The following is a 23,121-nucleotide window of genomic DNA, read 5'->3' as shown; positions in this document are numbered from 1 at the left end:
ACATCTTTCAGGAAGCGCGGGGAAGAACCGCGATCGCGTCGCGGGCCAGTGGCAGATCATAGCAGCCTGTCACACAGGCGTCATCCAACATGGGCGATCCTGTGGTGCAGCACGCCAAATGCGCGGTTTACCACGGCGTACAATCAAAATCCCCAAATAAAAATGGCCGCCCATTGCCGGGCGGCCATTGATGTTCAGCACCGGCGAGGCCGGTACTGGGGAGAAATTACTTGCCGTTCAAGCCACGGCGTTCCAGCAGCGGTTCGATCTTCGCATCGCGGCCGCGGAAGTTGCGGTAGATGTCGAGCGCATCGGCGCTGCCGCCGCGCGACAGCAGTTTCTGACGGAACCAGTCGCCGTTCTTGCGCGTCAGGCCGCCGTTTTCCTTGAACCACTCGACCGTGTCGGCGTCGAGCTTTTCCGACCACAGGTAGGCGTAGTAGCCGGCCGAATAGCCGCCCGCGAACGCATGCGAGAAGTACGTGGTGCGGTAGCGCGGCGGCGCCGGGGCGAAATCGACGCCCGCGTCGCTCAAGGCGGTTTTTTCAAACGCCAGCACGTCGGTGGGGATCTGCGCCGGGGTCAGCTGGTGCCAGCGCTGGTCCAGCAGGGCCGATGCCAGGTATTCCGTGGTCTTGTAGCCCTGGTTGAAATTGTCGGCCGCCGTCACCTTGGCCAGCAGTTCGGCCGGAATGGCCGCGCCCGTCTGGTAGTGCTTCGCGTAGTTTTGCAGCACTTCCGGCCACAGCGCCCACATTTCATTGACTTGCGACGGGTATTCGACGAAGTCGCGCGGCACGCTGGTGCCGGCAAAGCGCGGGTACTTCACGTTCGAAAACATGCCGTGCAGCGCATGGCCGAATTCGTGGAACATGGTGTTGACTTCGTCAAACGTCATCAGGGTCGGCTGGCCCGCTTCCGGCTTTGGAATGTTCAGGTTATTCGCGATGACGGGCTTGCGGTTCAGCAAGGTCGACTGGCCCACGTAGGCATTCGCCCAGGCGCCGCCGCGCTTGTTGCTGCGCGCGTAAGGGTCGAGCGTAAAGATGGCCAGCTGCGTGCCGTCTTCATTGAAGACATCGTACACCAGCATGTCGGACGTGTAGACAGGCAAGTCGGTGCGCTGCTTGAAGGTGAGGCCGTACAATTTACCGGCGGCAAAGAACACGCCACGGGTCAATACGCTGTGCATCTCAAAGTACGGTTTGAGTTGCGTTTCGTCAAAGTTGTAGCGTTCGGCGCGCACCTTGTCGCTGTAGAAGGCCCAGTCGGCGGCGCCTACCTTGAAGCCGCCCTTGCCCGCATCGATGACCTTCTGGATATCGTCCGCTTCACGGCGCGCATTGACGACGGCCGGCTTTGCCAGTTCGCCCAGCAAAGCGTTCACGGCGGTCGTGTCGTGCGCCGTCTGGTCTTCCAGCGAGTAGGCCGCGTAGTTCGGGTAGCCCATCAGCGCGGCACGTTCGGCGCGCAGCTTTGCCAGTTCCAGCACTTCCTGGGTGTTGTCGAACTCGCCGCCACGGCTGCCGCGCGCTTGCGAAGCGGCCATGATGCGTTCGCGCACGGCGCGGTTGGTCAGCAGCGACAGCGGCGCCTGGCCCGTCGTGTTGACGAGGGCGATCACGTATTTACCGTCCAGGCCGCGCTTCTTGGCCAGGCCGGCGGCCACTTCGATGGCGGCCGGCGACAGGCCGTCCAGCTCTTCGCGCGTATCGACGACAACAGCCGAGGCGTTCAATTCCTTCAGCACGTTCTGCGCGAACTTGGTCGACAGGGCAGCCAACTGGCCATTGTAGGCGCGCAGCTTTTGCTTGTCGGCCGCCGACAGCTTGGCGCCCGCGCGGACAAAATCGGTGTGATAGCGTTCCAGCAAGCGTGTCGATTCGGCATCCAGGCCCAGCTTGTCGCGCTTGGCGTACAGGCTGTCGATGCGCTTGAAAAGCTTGTCGTTGAGCATGATGGCGTCGCTGTGGGCCGCCATTTTCGGCGCCAGTTCGCGTTCCAGGCCCTGGATCGTCTCATTCGTGTTGGAGCCGGACATCACGGAAAACACGGTGCGCACGCGGCTCAGCAGCTGGCCCGAGCGTTCCATGGCCACGATGGTGTTGTCGAAGGTCGCTGGCTGCTTGTTATTCGCAATCGCGTCGATTTCCGCCAGGTTGGCGGCCATGCCTGCCGTAAAGGCGGGCGCGTAGTCGGCATCCTGCACCTTGTCGAACGGCGGATAGTGGAAGGGCAGGCTGCTGGCCTGCGCAAACGGGTTCGAAGCAGGCAGCGCTGCGGCCGCGGTGGCGGCAAAAGCGGCGGCGGCTGGCGCCAGCATCAGGCTGGCGGCGATGACGAGCATTGTTGGACGGGTCATGTCTTCTTTCAAGGAACGCAAGAGAGCCGCGATTGTGTCGCGGGCCAGCCTGAAATAATAACAGCCAGAAACACTTGCGTCACCCGCAACTACCGATGGTAGCGATACGCCCGTACAGCGTTAGTAATGCGGCGGACGTTCGTTGACCAGCCCGCCATTCGCCTGCTGCGCCCCGTCGCGCACGTGCTCGCCCAGCTTGTGCAACATCGCTTCCAATTGATCGATGCGCTTGCCCTGCTGGTACACCATCTGGTTCAGCGACTCGACCAGGTCTTCCTGCTGCGCCAGCTTGATTTCGATATCGACGAAACGTACTTCCATCTGTTCTGCATTGTCCATGGTGCTCTCGGTGATTCCTGACTGAAAGCGGCATTCTACCGCCGCAGCGGCGTGAGCCAGGACAAACTCCCTCCATTCCCCGCCGGACGGGCTGCGATTTCTGTTTATTCTTCCTGTATGGGCTCAAACCGCTTGACGAATGAGAACAAACGATTACAATGAACACACCAACGCCGCCCGAACCGGTACTGATCGATACGCGCAAGACGGCCGAATACCGGCGCTGGGAAGATGGTTTGCACGATGTGGCGGCCGCCGCCATCGATGCCCGCATCAAGCATTTGCAGCACGGTAAGAAGGGCGACTGGCGCCCTGTGGGCGAAGGCGTGTGCGAACTGCGCTTTTTACAGACGGGGCCGGGCTGGCGCGTGTATTTTCATGAAACGAATCGGGGCACCCTGATCTTGCTGCTGCTCGGTGGCAACAAATCCAGCCAGCAACGCGACATCAAGCAGGCGCAAGCGATCCTCAGGGAACTGAAAGCCCGGCAGGCGGCCATCCGGAAAGCGGCGGCATCCACAGGAGCACGAAAGCAATGAACCAACATATCGACCATGACACCTTCGACCTCGACGACCTGGAAGCATTAGGCCTGAGCAAATTTGACCCAACGCAACATCTGACCAGCAAGGCCGCCGTGGCCGCCTACATGAGCGAAATCGTCGCCACCGGCAACGCGGAACTGTTCCAGTCGGCCATGAACGACGTGGTGCGCGCCTACGGCATGGGCAAGGTGGCAGCCAGGGCCGACATCACGCGCGAAGGCGCATATAAAGCCTTGCGCGAAGGCAGCAAGCCGCGCTTTGAAACCATTTTAAAGATGCTCGATGCGCTGGGCATGCAGCTGGCCATCGTGCCGAAAACCACGCCCGACGGCGCAGTGGAAACGTGAACGCTGCTTAAGCCTTCGGCGCGGCCAGCAAGGCCTTCATGCGCGCCAGACGTTCTTTCGGCGAAATCACTTCCGCTTCCGTCGGCACGGCGTCGCCCACGTCGAGTTGCATTTCCTTGATGAAGCGCGACGGATCGCAATGGACTTGCTCGCCCGCCCGCTTGCGCTTCTTGCACCAGGTGACGTGCAGAGTGCGCTGGGCGCGCGTAATGCCCACATACATCAGCCGCCGCTCTTCCTGGATGCGCGCGGCGATGGTTTCGGCGGGCGCGTCAGGGTCGCCCTTGTGCGGCAAGATGCCCTCTTCCACGCCAACGAGAAACACGTGCGGAAACTCGAGCCCTTTCGACGCGTGCAGGGTGGACATGCGCACGGCGTCCTGCTCCTCGTCCTTGCCTTCCAGCATGGTCATCAGGGCCACCATCTGCGTCAGTTCCAGCACGTTCTTTTCTTCGCCATCGCGGTCCTTGCCGCCCCGGCCACGCTCCTTGAGCCAGTTGACGAATTCGAGCACGTTCTGCCACTTGCTTTGCGCTTGCCGTTCCTCGAAGGCATCGTACAGATACGATTCGTAGTGGATTTCCTTCATCATGTCGTCCAGCACTTCGGCCGCGTTGTCGCCGCTGCCGGCCGCGCCGGGGCGGCTGGCGCGCGACTCGAGGTCGTTGATGAAGTTGCAGAAGTCGCGCAGCGGTCCCAGCTGGCGGTCCGTCAGCTTGGCCTCGATGCCGCCTTTAAAGACGGCCTGGAACAGCGAGCACTGCCACTGCCCCGAAAACGCGCCCAGCACTTCCAGGGTCGACTGCCCCACGCCGCGGCGCGGCGTCGTCACGGCGCGAATGAAGGCCGGGTCGTCGTCTTCGTTCGCCAGCAAGCGCAGGTAGCTGATGATGTCCTTGATCTCGGCCTTGTCGAAAAAGCTCTGGCCGCCCGAAATCGTGTATGGAATGCGTTCCTTGCGCAGACATTGCTCGATGATGCGCGCCTGATGGTTGCCCCGGTACAGAATCGCGTAATCGGAAAATTTGTTCTTGCGCTCGAAATGGTCGGCCGAGATCATGATGGCGACCTGCTCCGCCTCCTGCTCGTCCGTCTGCATGCCCAGCACCTTGATCGGCTCGCCCAGGCCGTGCTCCGACCACAGCGACTTTTCGAACAATTTCGGATTATTGCCGATGACGGCATTGGCCGCATTGAGCACGCGCATGGTGGAGCGGTAATTCTGCTCCAGTTTGATCACGCGCAAATCGGGGAAATCCGTTTCCAGCGTTTTCAGATTTTCCACCGTGGCGCCGCGCCACGCATAGATCGCCTGGTCGTCGTCGCCCACGGCCGTAAACATCGGTTTCTTGCCGATACCCGTCACCATCAGTTTCACCAGTTCGTACTGGCAGGTATTCGTATCCTGGTATTCATCGACGAGCAGGTAGCGCAAACGCCGCTGCCACTTGTCGCGCACGGGGCCATTGTTGCGGAACAATTCCACGGGCAAGCGGATCAGATCGTCGAAATCGACGGCCTGGTAGGCGGACAGGGTGGCCACATAGCTGCGGTAGATGCGCGCCGCGTTCGCTTCATCTTCATCCTTGGCTTGCGCCAGCGCCATGTCCGGATCGATCAAGCCGTTTTTCCACAGGGACATGGCATTCTGGATGCCGCGGATCACCTGTTTATCGGTGGTAATGGCGAGGTCTTGCACCAAGGAAAAACAATCGTCGCTATCCATGATGGAAAAGCGGTCTTTCAAGCCCACGCCATTGGCTTCCTGGCGCAGGATTTTCACGCCCAGCGAGTGGAAGGTCGATACCGTCAACTGCTTGGCCTGGCGCGGCTGCTTCAAGAGCTTGGCGATGCGTTCCTGCATTTCCAGCGCCGCCTTGTTGGTGAAGGTCAGCGCGGCGATGGTGCGCGGGTCGTAGCCCCGGTCTTCGATCAGATGGGCGATCTTTTGCGTGATCACGCGCGTCTTGCCCGAACCGGCGCCCGCCAGCACGAGGCAAGGGCCGTCGAGATAGGTTACCGCTTCGCTTTGGGGCGCATTCAGACCGAACTGTGGTGCTTTGGACATCAGGGTATTTCCGCAGGGAACAGCAGCCCATTGTAACAGCGTCGCGCCCGCCATTTGCACGGCGAGATCTGCATGAAAAACAGGCAACGGCATTGATATATCGCCATATGCCGCCATCTTGGCCGCTGCAATGCGTGCGGCGCGGCCACGCCTGGAGTACCATTCCGCCTATATCGCCCGCGCGCGCCCACTTACCGAATGGCAGTCCCATGAAATTTGAACACCTGATTGAAATCAACGATCCCTTGAACCCGCTGATCGACACCCTGACCCTGGAACAGGTCTGGCGCGGCCTCGTCTTGCGCGCCGAGTCGCCCAAGCTGTTCGTGCCGCACCTCGATGAATGCCGGATCAGCGAGCGCTGCGATGCCGGTTTCGCGCGCAGCCTGCGCTATGGCGAGCTGGTCATCAACGACAAGGTGGTGCTGGTGCCGCAACTGCAGGTGCGCTACGAAGTGCCGGCGCAGAAAGACATCAGCGCCTCCTCGCTGGTGATGACCATCGAGATGCCCGACGAAGCGAGCCTGTGGGTGCGCTTCCAGTACGACGACGGCCACGACGCGGCCACCGATGCGGCCAACGCCCTGTACGACGACTTCCGCCGCTCCGCCTACAAGGAGTCCGACATCGACACCGTGCGCATCATGCGCGAGCTGGCGCTTGAGGGACGGCTGGATGCGGGTCTGCTGAATTAACCTCCCGCGCTAAATTCTTGCGCTGCGGCCCCATAACTGGTCGGGGCGAAATTGCAGTCCCGCCTGCTCCGCGCTGAGCACTTCGCGGATGGCGTGCAAGTCCACGCGCGTATCGCGCCGCAGCGGCACGTCCAGGCGCGCGCCGCGCGGGCCGATCAGCGATTGCACGTGGGGCGTGGTGGCATTCAAGCCCTTGCGCGTGACGACGCCGATTTCTCCATTCAACAGTTTCACGAAGGTGCCGACGGGATAGATGCCCAGCTCGCGCACCAGCAAGGATGCCAGCGGCGCATCCAGGGTGGCCTTGTCGGCCATCAACATTTCGCGCAGGGCCACGTTCGGCAGCAAGGGCTGACGGTAGCTGCGCTTCGACACGCGCGCGCAATAGCGGTCGGCCAGCATGATCAGGCGGGCACCGATGCCGATCGCCTCGCCTTGCGTGCCCAGCGGATAGCCGCTGCCATCGATATTTTCATGGTGCTGCAGCACGGCTTGCAGCCAGACGGCGTCCGTCACGCCCGCCGCGCGCAGCAAGTCGACACCGGCTTGCGGATGGGCGCGCAAATAGGCGCGTTCCTGCGCGTCCAGCGGCCCGGCCTTGTGCTGGAAATCCGCATGGCGTTCCAGCATGCCCACATTCATGCTCAGCGCGGCCAGCACCACGCTGCGCACGACAGCGTCCTCGAGTTTCAGGGCGCGCGCCAGCAGGGCCGCGATGACGGCCGTATCGACGCTGTGCCGCACGGCAAAATCGCCCGCGCCCTGGTTGTGCAGGATGCAGGCCAGCGCCACGTCGGCGTCCAGAACAACGGCCTCTTCCACCAGCTGCGCCAGCGCGGCCAGCGGTGCGTGGCTGCCCGCTTGCCCGGCCGCGATGGATGGCAAGACGAGGGCCAGCCCCGCCGTGACGAGGTTCAGCATGCGCAGGGCCGACGGCGCTTCCGTGGCCGTGCGCGGCACGTCGGCGCTGGTATCGGCGATGACGCCGCGCGCCAGCAGCAATGCGATCTGGTTCTCGCTGCTGATGACATGGCCCAGCCTGGCCAGCAAGCCGCCCGTTTCACTGTGCACGTCCCAGGGCAGGGCCACGCCCAGGGCGAGTTCTCCCGCGTAAATGCGCCGAATTTTCACATCGTCTCCATCATCGCCTGCACCCGCTTGTTTTTACCATCGTGGCATCAGCGGCATGTACCAATTGAAATGTTTTTTGCTTTTAATCAATATTTCAATGTGGCAGCGATGATCGCGCAATCATGTGCGCTTGTCTACAAAATTGTGTAAATATCAAAATTGCATCAGACGCCAGGCGAGCAGTCGGCGCAGCCGGGCGCGTGTTCCGGGTCTTTTTCCAGGTGCAGGGCCAGTTCGCGCAAGGCCGTGCGCACGCCTTCCTCGATGACGGGGTGGTAGAACGGCATGTCGAGCATGGCGGGCACCGTCAGCTGCGCCTGGCATGCCCAGGCCAGCAAATGGCCCAGGTGTTCCGCCCGGGGGCCGATCAGCTCGGCGCCAAGAAAGCGCTTGCTGCCGAATTCCGCATACACGCGCAGCAAGCCCTGGTTTTGCAGCATGACGCGGCTGCGGCCCTGGTTGCCGAACGACACGGCGCCGACGGCGAAGCGGCCCGCGTGGCTCACGCACAGCTGCTGGTAGGTGGCGCCCACGGTGGCGATCTGCGGCTCCGTGAAGGCGATCGCCAGCGGCGTGCGGCGCAAGCCAGGCTTGACGTCAGGAAAGCGCGCCGCGTTCTCGCCCGCGATGCGGCCCTCGTCGGCCGCTTCGGGCAGCAGCGGCAAGGCGTTGTCGGCATCGCCCGCGATGAAGATGGCGCTCTTGCCGCACTGCATGGTGTGCGGGTCATGCAGGGGGATGCCGTGACGGTCGAGCTCGATTTGCGCCGTCTCCAGGCCGATCTTGTCCACGTTCGGACGGCGGCCGATGGCGGCCAGCACATACTCGAACTGCTCGGTTTTTTCCGCGCCCGCGCCGTCGCGGCTGGTGAGCGCGATGCCGCTGCCGTCCGGCGTTGTTGCCATGTGCGCGACCTGGGTCATGAAACGGATATCGAATTCGCGCGCCAGCACGGCATCGGCCTCCCGCAGCACCAGCGGGTCCGTCAGCTGCGCGACCTTATTGCCGCGCGCAAACACCGTCACGCGCACGCCCAGCCGCGCCAGCGCCTGGCCCAGTTCCAGGCCGATCACGCCGCTGCCGACCACGGCGACGGACGTTGGCAAATCCGTCCATTCAAACACGGCGTCGCTGGTGATGACGCGCTGGCCCGCCGCCTGCCACTCGGGCGGCACGATGGGCGTAGAACCGGTGGCGATGACCACGCTGGCGGCTTCGACAATCGTGTGTTCATCGACCTGCAGTTTGCCGGGGGAAATAAACCGCGCATGGCCGCGCAGCTTTTCTTCGTCGGGTATGGCGTTGACGCCGTCGAGCACGAAGCCGACAAAGCGGTCGCGCTCGCTGCGCACCCGGGCCATGACTTGCCGGCCGTCGATGCGCACGGGGCCCGGATGCACGCCAAACGCGGGCGCGGCGGCCACCGCATGGGCCGCCTCGGCCGCCGCGATCAGGAGTTTGCTGGGCATGCAGCCGACCCTGGCGCAGGTCGTGCCGTACGGCCCGCTTTCGATCATCAGCACGCGCTTGCCCTGCATGCTCGCCGCCTTGCGCGCCGTCATGCCGGCCGTGCCGCCGCCGATCACGGCCACATCCACTTGTATCGTCTTCATGGTGCTGTCCATCCCACTGAGGTTGCTCACAGTGTTCGATACTACCCGTTTGCCGAAAATAAGGTTTTACTTTGCAGCAATATATGCATTAGTATAACTAATCGTTTTCAAAATTTATAAGCTGAGCTAATGGGATCACTCGATTATCGCGCGCTGGCCGTGCTGGACGCCGTCGCCAGCCATGGCAGTTTCGACAAGGCCGCCCTGGCGCTGGGCATCACCCAGTCGGCCGTCTCGCAGCGCATCAAGGCGCTGGAAGACGCCAGCGGGCGCTTGCTGATCATCCGTGGCCAGCCGGCCGTGCCGACGGGCCTGGGCCAGCGATTGATCGTGCATCACCGCAACGTCAAGCTGATGGAAGCGTCGCTCGACATCGACCTGGGCAACAGCGTCAGCATGCCGGAAATCGCCATCGCCATCGATGCCGACAGCCTAGCCACGTGGTTTCCCGACACCTTGTCCACCCTGCTGGCGCCGCCCCGCTGCCAGCTCGACGTGCGCCTGGCCGACAGCGACAGCGCCTTGCAGATGGTGCGCGACGGCTCCGTGTTCGGCTGCGTGGCGGCAGAGTCCGGCACGGCGATCGACGCGGCGGCCGCCACCAGCGTCACGCCGCTGGGCACCTTGCGCTATGTCTGCGTGGCCACGCCCGTGTTTGCCGGGCACTGGTTCGGCGATGGTTTTATTGCCGAGGCGGTACAACTGGCGCCGGCCGTGGTGGGCCAGCACGGCTTGCTGGCACGTTTCCTCGCGGAACAATTGAGCATGCGCGAACCGTTTCCGCACCACACCTTACCCGTAGAAGCGGCGCGCCGCGCCTGCGTCCAGGATGGCCTGGCCTACGGCCTGATGCCGCAGCGCCTGGCCGCGCAGGCGCTGGCGACGGACCGTCTCGTGGATCTGATGCCGGGCAGCACCCTGGACGTACCGCTGAGCTGGCATGCGTGGACCCTGGACACGCCGTTTACCAAGCTGCTATCGGAACAGATCGTCAAAGCCGGGCGCGACTACCTGGCTTAAATGTCCAGCGGGTCCACTTCCAGCGACCATTTCACGCGCGTCTTCATGGCGCGCAATTCCATCAGCCATTCCTTCAGGAACGCCTGCAGGGCGGGCCGCGAGGGCGATTCCAGCAGCAGCTGGGCGCGGTCCACGTTGTAGACGCGCGTCATGCTCATGGGAATCGGGTCATTGATGGTCACTTGCGGGTGTTCCATGCACTCTTTCGCCGCCTGCAGGAATTCGATGGCCGTCGCCAGCTCCGGGGCTTCCGCGCGCAGCAGGGCCTGAAACAGATACGGCGGCAGCGCCGCCTGGGCCCGCTCTTCCAGCAAGGTGGTGGCGAAATGGTCGTAATCGTGGTTGACGACGGCGTCGTACAGCGGATGGCGCGCATAGCGCGTCTGGATCAGCACTTCGGACACGCTGCCGCCTTGCGTCTGCGCAGCCCGCCCGGCCCGGCCCGCCACCTGCATCAGCTGGGCGAACAGCCGTTCGCTGGCCCGGTAATCCTGCGAAAACAGGGCCGTGTCCGGATTCAAAATGCCGACCAGGGTCAGCTTTTTGAAATCGTGGCCCTTGGCCACCATCTGCGTGCCGATCAGAATATCCACTTCGCCCCGGTGCACGGTGTCGAACGCTTCCTGCGCGCTGCCCTTCTTGCGCGTGGAATCGGCATCGATGCGCAAAATCCTCGCCTCGGGAAACAATTGCTGCAAGCCCTCTTCCACACGCTGCGTGCCGCGTCCCAGCGGCTGCAGGTCGACGTTGCCGCACGTGGGGCAATGGCGGGGAATGCGCAGTTCCAGGCTGCAATGGTGGCAGCGCAGCCGGTGCTCGGGCTTGTGCAGCACCATGAACGAGGTGCAGCGCGTGCAATTGCTGATCCAGCCGCACGATTCGCAGCAGATCACGGGCGAATAGCCGCGCCGGTTCAGGAACAGCAGCGACTGCTCGCCCCGCTCCATGCGCAGTTTTAATGCCGCCACCAGGTGCGACGTCAAGCCATCCTTCGGCTTGTCGCGCTCCATGTCGAGGATCTTGACGCGCGGCAACACAGCATTTTTCACGGCCCGCTCGCGCAATTCCAGCTTGCGGTAGCGCCCCGTCTGCGCGTGGTGCCAGCTTTCCAGCGAGGGCGTGGCCGAACCGAGCACGATGGGAATCTGCAATTGCCAGGCGCGCCACACGGCCAGGTCGCGCGCGGAATAGCGCAAGCCTTCCTGCTGCTTGTAGGAAGGATCGTGCTCTTCGTCGATGACGATCAATTTCAATTTCGGCAAGGACGCCAGGATGGCCAAGCGCGTGCCGAGCACGATGCGCGCCTGGCCCTGGTGCGCGGCCAGCCAGTGCAGCATGCGCTCGCCTTCGGACAGGCTGCTGTGCAGGGTGGCCAGCATGACGCCGGGAAAGCGCGCGCGGATATTGCCTTCCAGCTGGGGCGTCAAATTGATTTCCGGCACCAGGATCAGGATTTGCGCATCGTCCTCGCGCGCCAGCACCTGGGCGCAGGCTTGCAGATACACTTCCGTCTTGCCGCTGCCCGTCACGCCGTACAGCAGGGTCGGCTTGAAACCCTGGGCGCCGCCGATGGCGTCCGCAGCTTCTTGCTGGGCGGCATTCAGGGCCGGCATGTTCAGCGGCGTGCCGTCGTGCGCGTCGGCCAGCTTGCCCAGCTTCTTGATGGCGCGGTCCAGCGCCACGGTGGTCAGCACGCGCAAGTTCTTCGGCAAGCCCGGCAAGGCCACTTCACCGAGCGGGCGCTGGTAGTAATCGGCGGCGAAGGCGGCCAGCGCCAGCCACTGCTCCGACAGGGGCGCCAGCTGGCTGCGCACGGCCAGCACGTCCTTCAATTTCGCGGCGGGCACGTCGGTGCTGTCGGACACGCCGACGATCAGCCCCATCACTTCGCGCCGGCCGAACGACACCAGCGCCAGCTGCCCCACTTGCGGCAGCGGCGCGTCCGCGACGCCGTCCGCCGCCGCCCCGTTCCAGCGATAGTCGAACAGGGCGTTCAGGGGCGTGTCGAGCGCGATTTTCAGGATGCACGGCGTCAAAAGGCACTGCGGCATGGGGGTATGGCCTATCTCAATAAAAAAGCGCGCCGCAGGGTCGATGGCGCGGCGGGATGTCAGGCGTCAAGCCAGCGGGCCATGATACTTGTTTCGTCCGTCAAACGCCTAACGGCAGACAGCAAGGCGTGTCCTCGTGCCAGAAGAAAATTCTGTGGATAACTTTGTGGACAAAGCAAAATTAACTTTCAGAAAAATGTGGATAGAAAATTTCGTTCGCCGTCAAGAGCGGCACGCAAGAAAAATAAAGCATTTAAAATCAATGGCTTAAAAATTGATGCCCGGGAGGCTAGAAATCCACAGCACATTTCCGCCGCTGTGCATAACTGAACCATTTGTAATTTATTTATACAGAAATCCGCACCATTTTGATGCGCCAGATTCGGAAAAACACGGGCGGCACGCGGCAAAATTGACAATTGCCGGGCAAGCGTTCGCTTTTGCCTGACGGGCGGCGAAACATTGTTCAATTATCATGCAGTGCAACATGCACTTCAGGTGAAACCTGAACATCGGCGCTAAGTATCGGTTAACAAATTACTTTTCAATTTTATCCACAGAATCTGTTGATAACTTTGTGGACAATGAAGGAATAAGGCGAGCGGACGAAAGAATAACCTTATCAATTGCAACAAAGTCCGCCAAACAAGGCATTTTTTATTTCTTAATAATCAAGCACTTGCAAAGCGCCCCCGGGCATGGCTTTGACACTGCCTCTTATTTCCGCAGCAAAAAAAATTGTGCATAAGTCGGTATTTCTTGCTAAGGCGCAGCAAAGAAAAAGGCAGGCTTCCGCTGGAAAGCCTGCCTTTTCTGCCCCTGCGCCAGGGGAAAACGAATACTTACTGGCCGCTGCGCATGGCGCGGCTCATGCTGTGCACGGCTTCCACCATCGCTTCGACCGATTCCGGCGGCGTGAACTGGGAAATGCCATGGCCCAGGTTGAACACGTGGCCCGTGCCTGCCGATGGCGCACCGAACGCATTGAGCACTTTCGCCACTTCGGCGCGGATCTGCTCGGGGCTGGCGAACAGGATGGCGGGGTCGAGATTGCCCTGCAAGCCCACTTTATGGCCCACCAGCTGGCGCGCGCGCGTCAGGTTGACGGTCCAGTCCAGGCCCACGGCATCGGCGCCGATGTCGGCGATCTGCTCGATCCACTGGCCGCCGCCCTTGGTAAACACGATGGCGGGAATCTTGACGCCATCCTTGTCGCGTTTCAGCTGCGCCACCACTTGCTGCATGTAGGCCAGCGAGAATTCCTGGTAGGCGCCATCGGCCAGCGCACCGCCCCAGGAATCGAAAATCATCACGGCTTGCGCGCCGGCATCGATCTGCGCATTCAGATACTGCGCCACGGAAGTGGCGTTAATCGCCAGGATGTGATGCATCAGGTCAGGACGGTTGTACAGCATCTTCTTGATGGTGTGGAACTCTTTCGAGCCGCCGCCTTCGACCATGTAGCACGCCAGGGTCCACGGGCTGCCGGAAAAACCGATCAGCGGCACACGGCCATTGAGTTCCGTGCGGATCTGCGTGACGGCCTTGAAGACGTAGTCGAGCGATTCCAGGTCCGGCACCTGCAAGGCCTTCACATCCTGTTCCGTGCGCAGCGGACGCTCGAACTTCGGGCCTTCGCCATCGGCGAAATACAGGCCCAGGCCCATCGCGTCAGGCACCGTCAGGATGTCGGAAAACAAAATCGCCGCGTCGAGCGGGAAGCGCTCCAGGGGCTGCAAGGTCACTTCGGTGGCGTAATCGGGATTCTTTGCCAGGCCCAGGAAGGAGCCGGCCCGCTCGCGCGTGGCGCGGTATTCGGGCAGGTAGCGGCCCGCCTGGCGCATCAGCCAGACAGGGGTGTGCTCGGTCGGCTGGCGCAGCAGGGCGCGCAGGAAAGTGTCGTTCTGGAGCGGAGCAAATTGTGGCATGGAAGGCAATCAATAGCTTGGAGAAGCGGTATTATCGCATCCAATCGCCGCCATTTCATTGATTCCGGTGCCGCTTTGCAGCATTTGCCACGCACAGCGATGACTTTCGTTGTGCCTGCCCTTCCATTATGATGATGAACGCCGCCGCGCTGCCTGACGCCGCCTGGAGGCCCCCTCTTTCCACCACGACACGGAGCCCGCATGACCTCGACCGCATCCAGCACCCCTTATGGCATCTGGCCATCGCCGATCAGCGCGGCCCTCGTCGCCGCCGGCGCCTCGCCGCTGACGCAGCTGGCCCTGGGCGGCGCGGATGGCAGCGATGTGTACTGGCTGGCCGGACGCGCCAGCGAGGCGGGCCGCAACACCCTGCTGCGCCAGCGCGGCGCGCGTGTCGATGAACTGACGCCGGCACCGTTCAATGTGCGCAGCCGCGTGCATGAATACGGCGGCGGCGCCTATGCCGTGGCCGGCGATAGCGTGTATTTCTCGCATTTCGCCGACAATTGCCTGTACCGCGTGAGCGGCGACGGCGCGCCCGAAGCCTTCACCACGGGCGGCAACACGCGCCACGCGGACTTCGTCGTCGATGCGGCCCGTGCCCGCCTGATCGCCGTGCGCGAACAACACCCGGAGCAAGGCCACGCGCAGCCGGAAAACTGCCTGGCGGCCGTCGGCTTCGACGGGCGCGAAACGGTGCTGGCACGGGGCCACGATTTTTATGCGGCGCCGCGCCTGTCGCCGGACGGCAGCCAGCTGGCCTGGATCAGCTGGGACCACCCGCGCCTGCCGTGGCAAGGCACGGAACTGTGGCTGGCCGACGTGCACGCGGACGGCACGCTGGGCTCTCCGCGCCTGATCGCCGGCGGCGCGCGCGAATCGATTTGCCAGCCGGAATGGTCGCCGAACGGCTTGCTGCACTTCGTTTCCGACAGCAGCGGCTGGTGGAATTTGTACCGCCTGCATGGCGCCGATATCGAGGCGCTGTGCCCGATGGAAGCGGAATTTGCCACGCCGCACTGGACTTTCGGCGGCAGCATGTACGGTTTCCTGTCCGACGACGAGATCGTCTGCACGTACATCCAGGCCGGCGTCAGCTACCTGGCGCAGCTGAGCGTGGCGGCGGCCAAGCTGGAACCGATTCCCCACCCGTACCAGGAAATCCGCGAACTGCGCGTGGGCCCCGGCTTCGTCGCGCTGCTCGGCGGCAGCCCCACCATCGCGCTGGAACTGGCGCGCATCGATTTGGCTAACCATGAGCTGGAAGTGCTGGCGCAGTCGATCACGGCCTTGCCCGCGCTCGACTACCTGTCCGTGCCGCGCAGCTTGAGTTTTACCAGCAGCAATGGCCGCACGGCGCACGCCTTCTTTTATGCGCCCACCAATGGCGACGTGCAGGCGCCCGCGGGAACCTTGCCGCCCGTCATCGTCATCAGCCATGGCGGCCCCACCAGCATGGCCAGCAATACATTAAAGCTGGCGACGCAGTACTGGACCAGCCGCGGCATCGGCGTGCTTGACGTCAATTACGGCGGCAGCAGCGGCTTCGGCCGCGAATACCGCGACGCGCTGCGCGGACAATGGGGCATCGTCGACGTGGAAGACTGCATCGCTGGCGCCCGCTACCTGGCCGCCAACGGCCTGGCCGACCCCGAGCGCCTGATCGTGCGCGGCGGCAGCGCGGGCGGCCTGACGACCCTGTGCGCATTGACGTTCCACGACGTCTTCAAGGCCGGCGCCAGCTACTATGGCGTGTCCGACCTGAAGGGCCTGGACGACGATTCGCACAAGTTCGAATCGCGCTACACCGATTACCTGATCGCCCCGCAGCCGCAAGCCGAGGCGCTGTACCTTGAGCGCTCGCCCATCCACCACACGGATAAATTGTCGCGCCCGATGATCTTCTTCCAGGGCCTCGATGACAAGGTCGTGCCGCCGCAGCAGTCGCAGCTGATGGTCGACGCCCTGCAGGCGCGCGGCGTGCCCGTCGCCTACGTGCCGCTCGAAGGCGAGGGACACGGCTTCCGCAAGGCGGAAAACATCGTGCGCACGCTGGACGCGGAACTGTATTTCTACCAGCGCGTATTCGGCCTGCCTGTGGCGGCCGGCGAACCGCCCGTGCATATCGCCAACTTGCCCGCATGACCGATCCGCATGCAGACCAGCGCTTGCTGGACGAATTCGCCGCCCTGGAACAGCACGAACAGATGATCCTGGCCTTGCTGGCCATCGCGGGCGAACCGGTGGGCAAGCATGCCGTGTACGAACACTTGCAGCGCGCCAACGTCGTCGAGCCGGACGGCACGCCGTTTTCCCTGTTGGTAGTGACCAACATGCTGCAACGGCTGACGCGTCTGGCGCTGGCCAGCGAGGTGGTGGGACGGGGCTATGCCTGCGAAGCCAGGCTGCGCTGGCCCGCCATGCGCGCCGCCATCGAGCACCTGGTGTTCCGCGACCTGTGCCAGGCCATCGAGCTGATCAACCCCGTGCGCCGCAACTGGGATGGCTATGTGGAATTGCGCAGCTACCGCCAGGGCGTGGCGCGCCTGCGCATCGCCCTGTTGCGCAATGACGAAGTGCGCCAGGTGGCCGCCATCCTGGCCGCCTGCATGGCCTGCTATGAAGCGCAGCAGCTGCATCCGCTGATCGAGATCTTCGGCCGCCCGTTCGAGCCGGAAATGTTGTCTTTCGTCATGCCGCAACTGCAGGATGACATCCTCGCCGTGCTGCTGGGCAACGCCCCGCGCGAGCCGGCCACGGCGCACGCCATCCGCGCGTACGCGCGCGCCCATCATGCGCGCCAGACGGCCGCCGGCGACCACATCGGCGCCGCCCTGCCGCTGGCCCTGGCCGAGGACGCGCTGCTGTGCGGCGAACTCGACACGGCCGCGCGCTACCTGGCGGGCCAGCAGGGGCCGCAGGCGCTGTTTGTCGACAGCAGCATCGCCCTCTTGCGCGGCGAACATGCGCACGCCGTGGCGGGCTTCGAAACGGCCTTGAAGGGCTTGCGCAAGGAAACAGGCAAGCGCAAGCTGTGCTTTACGGGCATCGGCGGCCACCTGTACGTGCTGGCCCTGCTGCGCGGCAACGACGCCAAGCTGCTGAAGAGCGCGGAAACCTATCTCGATATCGCCCTGCACGCGCAGCCGAATCACGACAGCATCGTCTACCAGCAATTGAATACCTTGCGCCTGGTGCGCGCCGGCGTGCAGCAGGCGGAAAGCATCCCTACGCGCAACTGGGAAACGGCACTGCAGGCGCAGCTGTTCCAGGCCTTGTTGTACTACTGGCTGGCGCTGCCGCAATTGAGCGAACGCAAAGACCAGTTGCGATCGCTGGTGCAGCAAGCGGACGCGGCCGGCTACGACCTGATCGCCGCACAGGCGGCCGGATTGCTGGGCTTGCTGGGCGAGCCGCAGCAGGAGCGCTATGCCACCTCAAAACGGGCGCAGCATGGCTTGACGGACATGGCGCCGTGGTTCGAGCGCCAGGAAGCGTGGCAGCGCCAGCTGAGCGCGCTGATCAACCTGCAGCAGAACGCGCCCGCCGAAGCGCTGGGCGGCGTCTCGCGCCTCGTGTGGCTGGTGGCGTTCGACCCGCGCTTCGGCTTGACGGCCGTGGAAGTGCGCGAGCAGAAGCGCGATGCTCGGGGCGGCTGGAGCAAGGGCCGCGCCATGGGCCTCAAACGCCTGGCCGAAGAGGCGGGCGACATCGATTTCCTCACGCCGCAGGACGCCCGCGCGGCGGGCAGCATCGCGCCGTTCAAGCAGTACTATTCGTCGGCGCCGCGCTATGAAGTCGAGCTGGACAAGGCCGCCGTGCTGCTGGTGGGCCACCCGCTCGTCTTCTGGCTGGATGCGCCCGAGACGCGCGTGGAACTGATCGCCGGCGCGCCCGAGCTCCTGATCAAGTCGCACGAGGGGCAGCTGTGGCTGGGCATGCAGCCGCCCTTGCCCGACAACGGCGGCAACGTGGTGGTGCAGAGGGAGACGCCGACGCGCCTGCGCGTGGTGCACATCCTCGACGAGCACCGGCGCATCGGCGCCATCGTGGGCCTGGGCCTGTCCGTGCCGCTGCATGCGGAAAAACAGGTGATGCAGGCCATCGGCGCCATCTCGTCCATGGTCACCGTGCAATCGGACATCGGAGGCGGCGCGGGCGACGCGGAAGCGATCACGGCCGACCACCGCCTGCACGTGCACCTGCTGCCCTACCAGCAGGGTTTGAAGATGCAGATTCTGGTCCGGCCGCTGCTCGACAACGGCGCCTATTACGCGCCGGGCAGCGGCGCCGAAAGCGTGTTTGCCGATGTGGCGGGCCGGGCCGTGCAAGCGCGGCGCGACCTGAACGCGGAACGCGAAGCGCAGCGCCAGCTCATTGGAAAATGCCTGGTGCTGGAAGAGGCGGAAGAAGAGCATGGCGAGTGGCTGCTGGGCCAGCCTGCGCTGGGCTTGCAACTGCTGGTGGAGCTGCAGGCGCTCGATCCCGCCGGCATGGTATTGGCGTGGCCGGAAGGCGAAACCATGCGCGTATCAAAACGCATCGACAGCGGCCAGATGCGCCTGAATATCAAGAGCGAAAAAGACTGGTTTGCCGCCAGCGGCGAAGTGCAGATCGACGAAGACAAGGTGATGGATTTGCGCGCCCTGCTCGATTTGATGCAGAACAATAAAAGCCGCTTCGTGGCCCTGGGCGATAACCAGTTCCTCGCGCTCAGCGACGAGCTGCACCGCCGCCTGTCCGAGCTGGCCGCGTATGGCGAAGCGCATGCCGATGGCGTGCACATCCACCCGCTGGCCGCGTTTGCGCTGGAAGAGCTCGCCAACGATGCGGGCGGCGTCAAGGCCGACAAATTGTGGCGCGAACACTTGCTGCGCCTGCGCGCCCTCGACGACTATCAGCCGCAGCTGCCCAGCACCTTGCAGGCCGACCTGCGCGACTACCAGCTGGCCGGCTACGAATGGCTGGCACGATTGGCGCACTGGGGCGTGGGCGCCTGCCTGGCCGACGACATGGGACTCGGCAAGACCTTGCAGGCGCTGGCCCTGATCCTGGCGCGCGCGCCGAACGGTCCCACCCTCGTCGTCGCGCCCACCTCCGTGTGCATGAACTGGATCAGCGAGGCGCAGCGCTTCGCGCCGACGTTGAACATCAAACTGTTCGGCAGCGGCGACCGCGCCGACATGCTCGACACCTTGCAGCCGTTCGACGTGGTGGTGGCCAGCTATGGCTTGCTGCAGCAGGAAGCCACCATGTTTGCCGGCGTGCGCTGGCATACGATCGTGCTCGACGAAGCGCAGGCGATCAAGAATGGCGCCACCAAGCGCTCGCAAGCCGTGATGGCCTTGCAAGGCGATTTCCGCATGGTGGCCAGCGGTACGCCGCTGGAAAACCACCTGGGCGAATTGTGGAATCTGTTCCGCTTCATCAACCCGGGTTTGCTGGGCACCCTCGACCAGTTTAATTTGCGCTTTGCCGGCCCCATTGAGAAAGATCAAGATAAACGGGCGGCGGCCGGCGCGCGCCTGCGGCTGCGCCGCCTGATCGCGCCGTTCATCCTGCGCCGGACGAAGACGCAAGTGCTGTCGGAATTGCCTTCGCGCACGGAAATCGTGCTGGAGGTGGAACTGTCGCCGCAGGAAACGGCGCTGTACGAATCCCTGCGCCGCGAAGCGCTGGAAAAGCTGGCCATGGTGGAAGGGCCGGCATCGAAAAAAGCCATCCAGATCCTGGCGGAAATCATGAAACTGCGCCGCGCCTGCTGCAATCCGCAGTTGGTGGCGCCCGAGCTGGGCTTGGCCAGCAGCAAGCTGGCGGCCTTCGCCGAACTGCTGTCGGGCTTGCTGGAAAACCGCCACAAGGTGCTCGTCTTCAGCCAGTTCGTCGACCATTTAACACTCATCCGCAAGCACCTGGAGCAGCATGGCGTCAGCTACCAGTATCTCGATGGCAGCACGCCCATGCAGGAGCGCAAGCGCCGGGTCGACGCCTTCCAGGCGGGAGAGGGCGATGTCTTCCTGATCAGCCTGAAGGCGGGCGGCATGGGCATCAACCTGACGGCGGCCGATTACGTGATCCACATGGACCCGTGGTGGAACCCGGCCGTGGAAGACCAGGCCTCGGACCGCGCCCACCGCATGGGGCAATTGCGCCCCGTCACCATTTACCGGCTGGTGGCGAAACACACGATCGAGGAAGGCATCGTCGAATTGCACCAGCACAAGCGCGACCTGGCCGACAGTCTGCTGGAAGGCAGCGACGCGGCCGCGCGCATGTCGGCCAGTGACATGCTGGGCATGCTGCAGGAGGGCTTGAAAAAATGAACAGCGAGTCCCGTTCCATGCGATTATTCCTGTTTCTTTGCCCTCCTTGCTCATGACCGACTTCATCGCCACCAGCGCCGGCCAGCGCGCCACCTTTTTGTGCGGCAAATCCTGGACGGCTTATGTCAGCACCTTCCTCATCGCCGTGCTGCTGTTCTTTGCCGCCCTGCCGCTGGCCTTCAAGTACAACACGCGAGCCGCCTTCGTGGTGCTGCTCGGCTCGGCCCTGATCGTCGGCTACCGCCTGCTGACCATCCGCAGCTATCAGCTGTACTACGACGAGGCAGGCGTGTGGCTGGCATCCGGCATCTTGCCGTGGAAAAAGAAACTCACGGGCGTCAAATGGCGCGACATGGATGAAGCCGTCTATGAAACGAACTTCTGGAGCTGGCTGTTCCAGTCCTACACAGTGCGCGTCAGCCAGCGCTACACGCAAGAAACGGAAATCCACGCCACCGGCATGGCGCGCGGCAAGGATGCCGTGGCGGAGCTGAATGCGCGCCACCAGGACATGCTGCGCGGCAGCGCCATCGTCGTCTAGCCCGGCGGACGGGCGGCAAAAAACTGCGCAAGCGCGGCAATTAATGCTAATCTTTGGGCTGCCCAGGCAAGCAAGGCCAACCTTTCAATAGTTGTTTGTTACTTACATTATCAGTTTATTATTTAGTGATTTTAACAAACAGCCAGATATTCAAGAGATTAACTATGCTGACAAGAAACAAAATTGCGCTCGCCGCATTGATGATGGCATTTACCCTGACGCCGGCCAGCGCCGCCAAGAAACCGCAAAAAAGCGGCAAGGCCGGCACCAGCAGCAGCAAGAAAAAAACCGTCGCAAAAAAGGCGGCCGTCGTCACGGCGGCCACGGCAGCCACGGTCGCCGCCGTCGCCAGCGAGAACAGCAGCGACCGCTCCATGAATAACCTCAGCGGCCAGTTCCTCACGGCCCTGTGGCGCCTGGACCCGGAAAGCGCGATTTCCGTCGGCAAGTATGATGGCGCCGCCAACCTGAGCATTCCCGATGCGGCCAGCCGCCAGAAACAGCTGGCCTTCATCGAGGAATGGCTGGGCAAGTTCGGCAAGCTGAATGCGAGCAAAATGTCGGACAAGCAACGCACCGACCTGGCCTTGCTGACGAACAAGCTGCAATCGGACCGCTGGTATCTGACCACCTTCCGCGAATTCGAATGGAACCCCGCCCAGTACAACGTGGCCGGCTCCATCGATTTCATCCTGAACACGGAGTACGCCTCGCAGCCGCAGCGCCTGCGCACCTTGCTCAAGCGCATCGCCAGCGTGCCGCAATACTACGCGGCCGCCCGCGCCAGCATCGTCAACCCCACGCGCGAACACACGCAGCTGGCCATCGCCCAGAGCGCCGGCGTGCTCAGCGTGCTCGATGACCTGAACAAGACGGCACAGAGCTCCATCCTGACGCCAGTGGAAAAGCAGCTGTACAACGCCCGCATCGCCGCCGCCCGCACGGCCGTGCAAGGCTATGCGGCCTGGCTGACGGAGCAGGATGCCGCGCTGGCGCAGAACGGCAATGCGCGCTCCTTCCGCATCGGCAAGGATTTATATGAACAGAAATTCGCCTACGATATCCAGGCCAGCGTCAGCGCCGAGCAGATGTACCAGAAAGCCCTGGCCGCGCGCGAAAAGCTGCTTGAGCACATGGACAGCCTGTCCGACGAGCTGTGGAGCAAAACCATGGGCAACACGGCCAAGCCGGCGGACCGCACGGCAAAGATCGGCATGGTGATCGACAAGCTGTCGAGCAACCACGTGGCGCCCGCCAATTTCGTGCCGGAAATCCGCCGCCAGATCCCGGAATTGCAGGAATGGGTGACCAGCCACAACCTGCTGACCATGGACCCGAAAAAGCCCCTGGTCGTGCGTGAAACGCCCGCCTACCAGCGCGGCGTGGCCGGCGCCAGCATCGAGGCGCCCGGCCCCTACCGCCCGCAAGACCGCACGTATTACAACGTGACGCCGCTCGACGGCGAAACGCCGGAACAGGCGGAAAGCAGCTTGCGCGAATACAACCACTGGATCTTGCAGATTCTAAATATCCACGAAGCCATCCCCGGCCATTACACACAGCTCGTGTACGCCAACAAGTCGCCGTCGCTGGTCAAGTCCATCTTCGGCAACGGCGCCATGATCGAGGGCTGGGCCGTGTACGGCGAGCGCATGATGCTCGAATCGGGTTATGGCAACAACGCGCCGGAAATGTGGCTGATGTATTCGAAGTGGAACTTGCGCAGCGTCACCAATACCATCCTTGACTACAGCGTGCACGTGCTGGGCATGACGGAAGCGCAAGCGCTCGACCTGCTGACGCGCCAGGCTTTCCAGACCAAGCGCGAAGCCACGGAAAAATGGCGCCGCGTGCAGTTGAGCTCGGTTCAGCTGACCAGCTATTTCAGCGGCTACAGCGAAATCATGGACTTGCGCGAACAGCGCAAGCAGGCGCTGGGCAACAAATTCGTGCTGAAGGATTTCCACGAGCAATTCCTCAGCTACGGCAGCGCCCCCGTGAAAGTCATCAAGGAATTGATGAATTAAGCGACGTTCACCGTCAGCTTGCAAAGGGCGCCGCGGCGCCCTTTTTGCATGCGTTTGCGCTACCGCAAACCACCGGCGTGCCGATCCATTAAGCTCATGGGAAGGCAGGCGCCACCGCACTCCTCACTGGC

16 protein-coding genes are annotated in these 23,121 nt (G+C 63.2%); 8 read left to right on the top strand and 8 right to left on the bottom strand.

All coding sequences use genetic code 11. From position 1 onward, the window contains the following. Positions 1-226: 226 nt before the first annotated feature. Together AC07X6_RS14160 and AC07X6_RS14155 are read right to left on the bottom strand one after the other, a co-directional pair. Positions 227-2,362 carry a M3 family metallopeptidase gene (locus AC07X6_RS14160; RefSeq protein ID WP_494791376.1) on the bottom strand — a complete coding sequence of 712 codons (2,136 nt, stop codon included), beginning with the start codon at positions 2,360-2,362 and terminating at the stop codon, positions 227-229. 120 nt (positions 2,363-2,482) lie between these two features. Beyond that, positions 2,483-2,701 carry a SlyX family protein gene (locus AC07X6_RS14155; protein WP_034753936.1) on the bottom strand — a complete coding sequence of 73 codons (219 nt, stop codon included), beginning with the start codon at positions 2,699-2,701 and terminating at the stop codon, positions 2,483-2,485. 158 nt (positions 2,702-2,859) lie between these two features. Here AC07X6_RS14155 and AC07X6_RS14150 point away from each other — a divergent pair, with 158 nt between their 5' ends. Beyond that, the gene (locus tag AC07X6_RS14150) at positions 2,860-3,240 is read left to right on the top strand and encodes a type II toxin-antitoxin system RelE/ParE family toxin (protein WP_494791375.1); all 381 of its coding nucleotides are present in this window, start codon (positions 2,860-2,862) and stop codon (positions 3,238-3,240) included. Then, positions 3,237-3,593 (top strand): addiction module antidote protein, encoded by a 357-nt coding sequence (locus AC07X6_RS14145; RefSeq protein WP_494791374.1) that lies wholly within the window; start codon positions 3,237-3,239, stop codon positions 3,591-3,593. The genes AC07X6_RS14150 and AC07X6_RS14145 overlap by 4 nt, the downstream gene beginning before the upstream one ends. Before the next feature lie 7 nt (positions 3,594-3,600). On the opposite strand, the gene AC07X6_RS14140 is transcribed toward AC07X6_RS14145, so the two are convergent. Continuing rightward, positions 3,601-5,661 (bottom strand): UvrD-helicase domain-containing protein, encoded by a 2,061-nt coding sequence (locus AC07X6_RS14140; protein WP_070219613.1) that lies wholly within the window; start codon positions 5,659-5,661, stop codon positions 3,601-3,603. Between the two features lie 209 nt (positions 5,662-5,870). On the opposite strand from AC07X6_RS14140, the gene AC07X6_RS14135 reads away from it, so the two are divergent. Continuing rightward, positions 5,871-6,356 carry an SRPBCC family protein gene (locus AC07X6_RS14135; protein ID WP_230542004.1) on the top strand — a complete coding sequence of 162 codons (486 nt, stop codon included), beginning with the start codon at positions 5,871-5,873 and terminating at the stop codon, positions 6,354-6,356. A gap of 9 nt (positions 6,357-6,365) precedes the next feature. Here the strand turns inward: AC07X6_RS14135 and AC07X6_RS14130 are convergent, their stop codons facing one another. Continuing rightward, positions 6,366-7,487, bottom strand: a complete 1,122-nt coding sequence (locus AC07X6_RS14130) for an HD-GYP domain-containing protein (RefSeq protein ID WP_494791373.1) — start codon at positions 7,485-7,487, stop codon at positions 6,366-6,368. Positions 7,488-7,651: 164 nt separating this feature from the next. Beyond that, positions 7,652-9,100, bottom strand: a complete 1,449-nt coding sequence (locus AC07X6_RS14125) for a dihydrolipoyl dehydrogenase (protein ID WP_494791372.1) — start codon at positions 9,098-9,100, stop codon at positions 7,652-7,654. 129 nt (positions 9,101-9,229) lie between these two features. Here AC07X6_RS14125 and AC07X6_RS14120 point away from each other — a divergent pair, with 129 nt between their 5' ends. Further along, positions 9,230-10,120: an ArgP/LysG family DNA-binding transcriptional regulator gene (locus AC07X6_RS14120; protein ID WP_494791371.1), complete on the top strand. Its 891-nt coding sequence runs from the start codon at positions 9,230-9,232 to the stop codon at positions 10,118-10,120. Here AC07X6_RS14120 and AC07X6_RS14115 read toward each other — a convergent pair. From AC07X6_RS14115 to hemE, 3 genes are all read right to left on the bottom strand, one after another. After that, complete coding sequence (locus AC07X6_RS14115; RefSeq protein WP_494791370.1) at positions 10,117-12,171, bottom strand: primosomal protein N'; 2,055 nt, start codon at positions 12,169-12,171, stop codon at positions 10,117-10,119. The two genes, AC07X6_RS14120 and AC07X6_RS14115, sit on opposite strands and share 4 nt — an antisense overlap. Before the next feature lie 188 nt (positions 12,172-12,359). Next, positions 12,360-12,641 (bottom strand): hypothetical protein, encoded by a 282-nt coding sequence (locus tag AC07X6_RS14110; RefSeq protein WP_230542009.1) that lies wholly within the window; start codon positions 12,639-12,641, stop codon positions 12,360-12,362. Positions 12,642-13,013: 372 nt separating this feature from the next. After that, entirely contained in the window at positions 13,014-14,099 is a 1,086-nt protein-coding gene (gene hemE / locus AC07X6_RS14105; RefSeq protein ID WP_072457493.1) for a uroporphyrinogen decarboxylase, read from the bottom strand. A 201-nt stretch (positions 14,100-14,300) separates the two neighbouring features. Between hemE and AC07X6_RS14100 the strand changes: the two genes are divergently transcribed. The 4 genes from AC07X6_RS14100 (at position 14,301) to AC07X6_RS14085 (ending at position 22,990) form a co-directional block, all read left to right on the top strand. Further along, a complete protein-coding gene (locus AC07X6_RS14100) occupies positions 14,301-16,244 on the top strand; it encodes a dipeptidyl-peptidase 5 (protein WP_494791369.1) in 1,944 nt (647 codons plus the stop codon). Next, positions 16,241-20,422: a DEAD/DEAH box helicase gene (locus AC07X6_RS14095; RefSeq protein WP_494791368.1), complete on the top strand. Its 4,182-nt coding sequence runs from the start codon at positions 16,241-16,243 to the stop codon at positions 20,420-20,422. Before AC07X6_RS14100 ends, AC07X6_RS14095 begins: the two co-directional genes overlap by 4 nt. A 52-nt stretch (positions 20,423-20,474) precedes the next feature. Continuing rightward, positions 20,475-20,963: a hypothetical protein gene (locus AC07X6_RS14090; protein WP_494791367.1), complete on the top strand. Its 489-nt coding sequence runs from the start codon at positions 20,475-20,477 to the stop codon at positions 20,961-20,963. Positions 20,964-21,130: 167 nt separating this feature from the next. Next, a complete protein-coding gene (locus tag AC07X6_RS14085) occupies positions 21,131-22,990 on the top strand; it encodes a DUF885 domain-containing protein (RefSeq protein WP_494791444.1) in 1,860 nt (619 codons plus the stop codon). The last annotated feature ends 131 nt before the right edge of the window (positions 22,991-23,121 follow it).

Source organism: Janthinobacterium sp. GW460-12-1-14-LB5, from assembly GCF_059423585.1.
This window is presented reverse-complemented; position numbering and strand designations above follow the sequence as displayed.

Coding starts and splice junctions, on each gene's coding strand:
- AC07X6_RS14160 (WP_494791376.1), bottom strand. CDS start 2,362: ATGACCCGTCCAACAATGCTCGTCATCGCCGCCAGCCTGATGCTGGCG.
- AC07X6_RS14155 (WP_034753936.1), bottom strand. CDS start 2,701: ATGGACAATGCAGAACAGATGGAAGTACGTTTCGTCGATATCGAAATC.
- AC07X6_RS14150 (WP_494791375.1), top strand. CDS start 2,860: ATGAACACACCAACGCCGCCCGAACCGGTACTGATCGATACGCGCAAG.
- AC07X6_RS14145 (WP_494791374.1), top strand. CDS start 3,237: ATGAACCAACATATCGACCATGACACCTTCGACCTCGACGACCTGGAA.
- AC07X6_RS14140 (WP_070219613.1), bottom strand. CDS start 5,661: ATGTCCAAAGCACCACAGTTCGGTCTGAATGCGCCCCAAAGCGAAGCG.
- AC07X6_RS14135 (WP_230542004.1), top strand. CDS start 5,871: ATGAAATTTGAACACCTGATTGAAATCAACGATCCCTTGAACCCGCTG.
- AC07X6_RS14125 (WP_494791372.1), bottom strand. CDS start 9,100: ATGAAGACGATACAAGTGGATGTGGCCGTGATCGGCGGCGGCACGGCC.
- AC07X6_RS14120 (WP_494791371.1), top strand. CDS start 9,230: ATGGGATCACTCGATTATCGCGCGCTGGCCGTGCTGGACGCCGTCGCC.
- AC07X6_RS14115 (WP_494791370.1), bottom strand. CDS start 12,171: ATGCCGCAGTGCCTTTTGACGCCGTGCATCCTGAAAATCGCGCTCGAC.
- hemE (WP_072457493.1), bottom strand. CDS start 14,099: ATGCCACAATTTGCTCCGCTCCAGAACGACACTTTCCTGCGCGCCCTG.
- AC07X6_RS14100 (WP_494791369.1), top strand. CDS start 14,301: ATGACCTCGACCGCATCCAGCACCCCTTATGGCATCTGGCCATCGCCG.
- AC07X6_RS14095 (WP_494791368.1), top strand. CDS start 16,241: ATGACCGATCCGCATGCAGACCAGCGCTTGCTGGACGAATTCGCCGCC.
- AC07X6_RS14090 (WP_494791367.1), top strand. CDS start 20,475: ATGACCGACTTCATCGCCACCAGCGCCGGCCAGCGCGCCACCTTTTTG.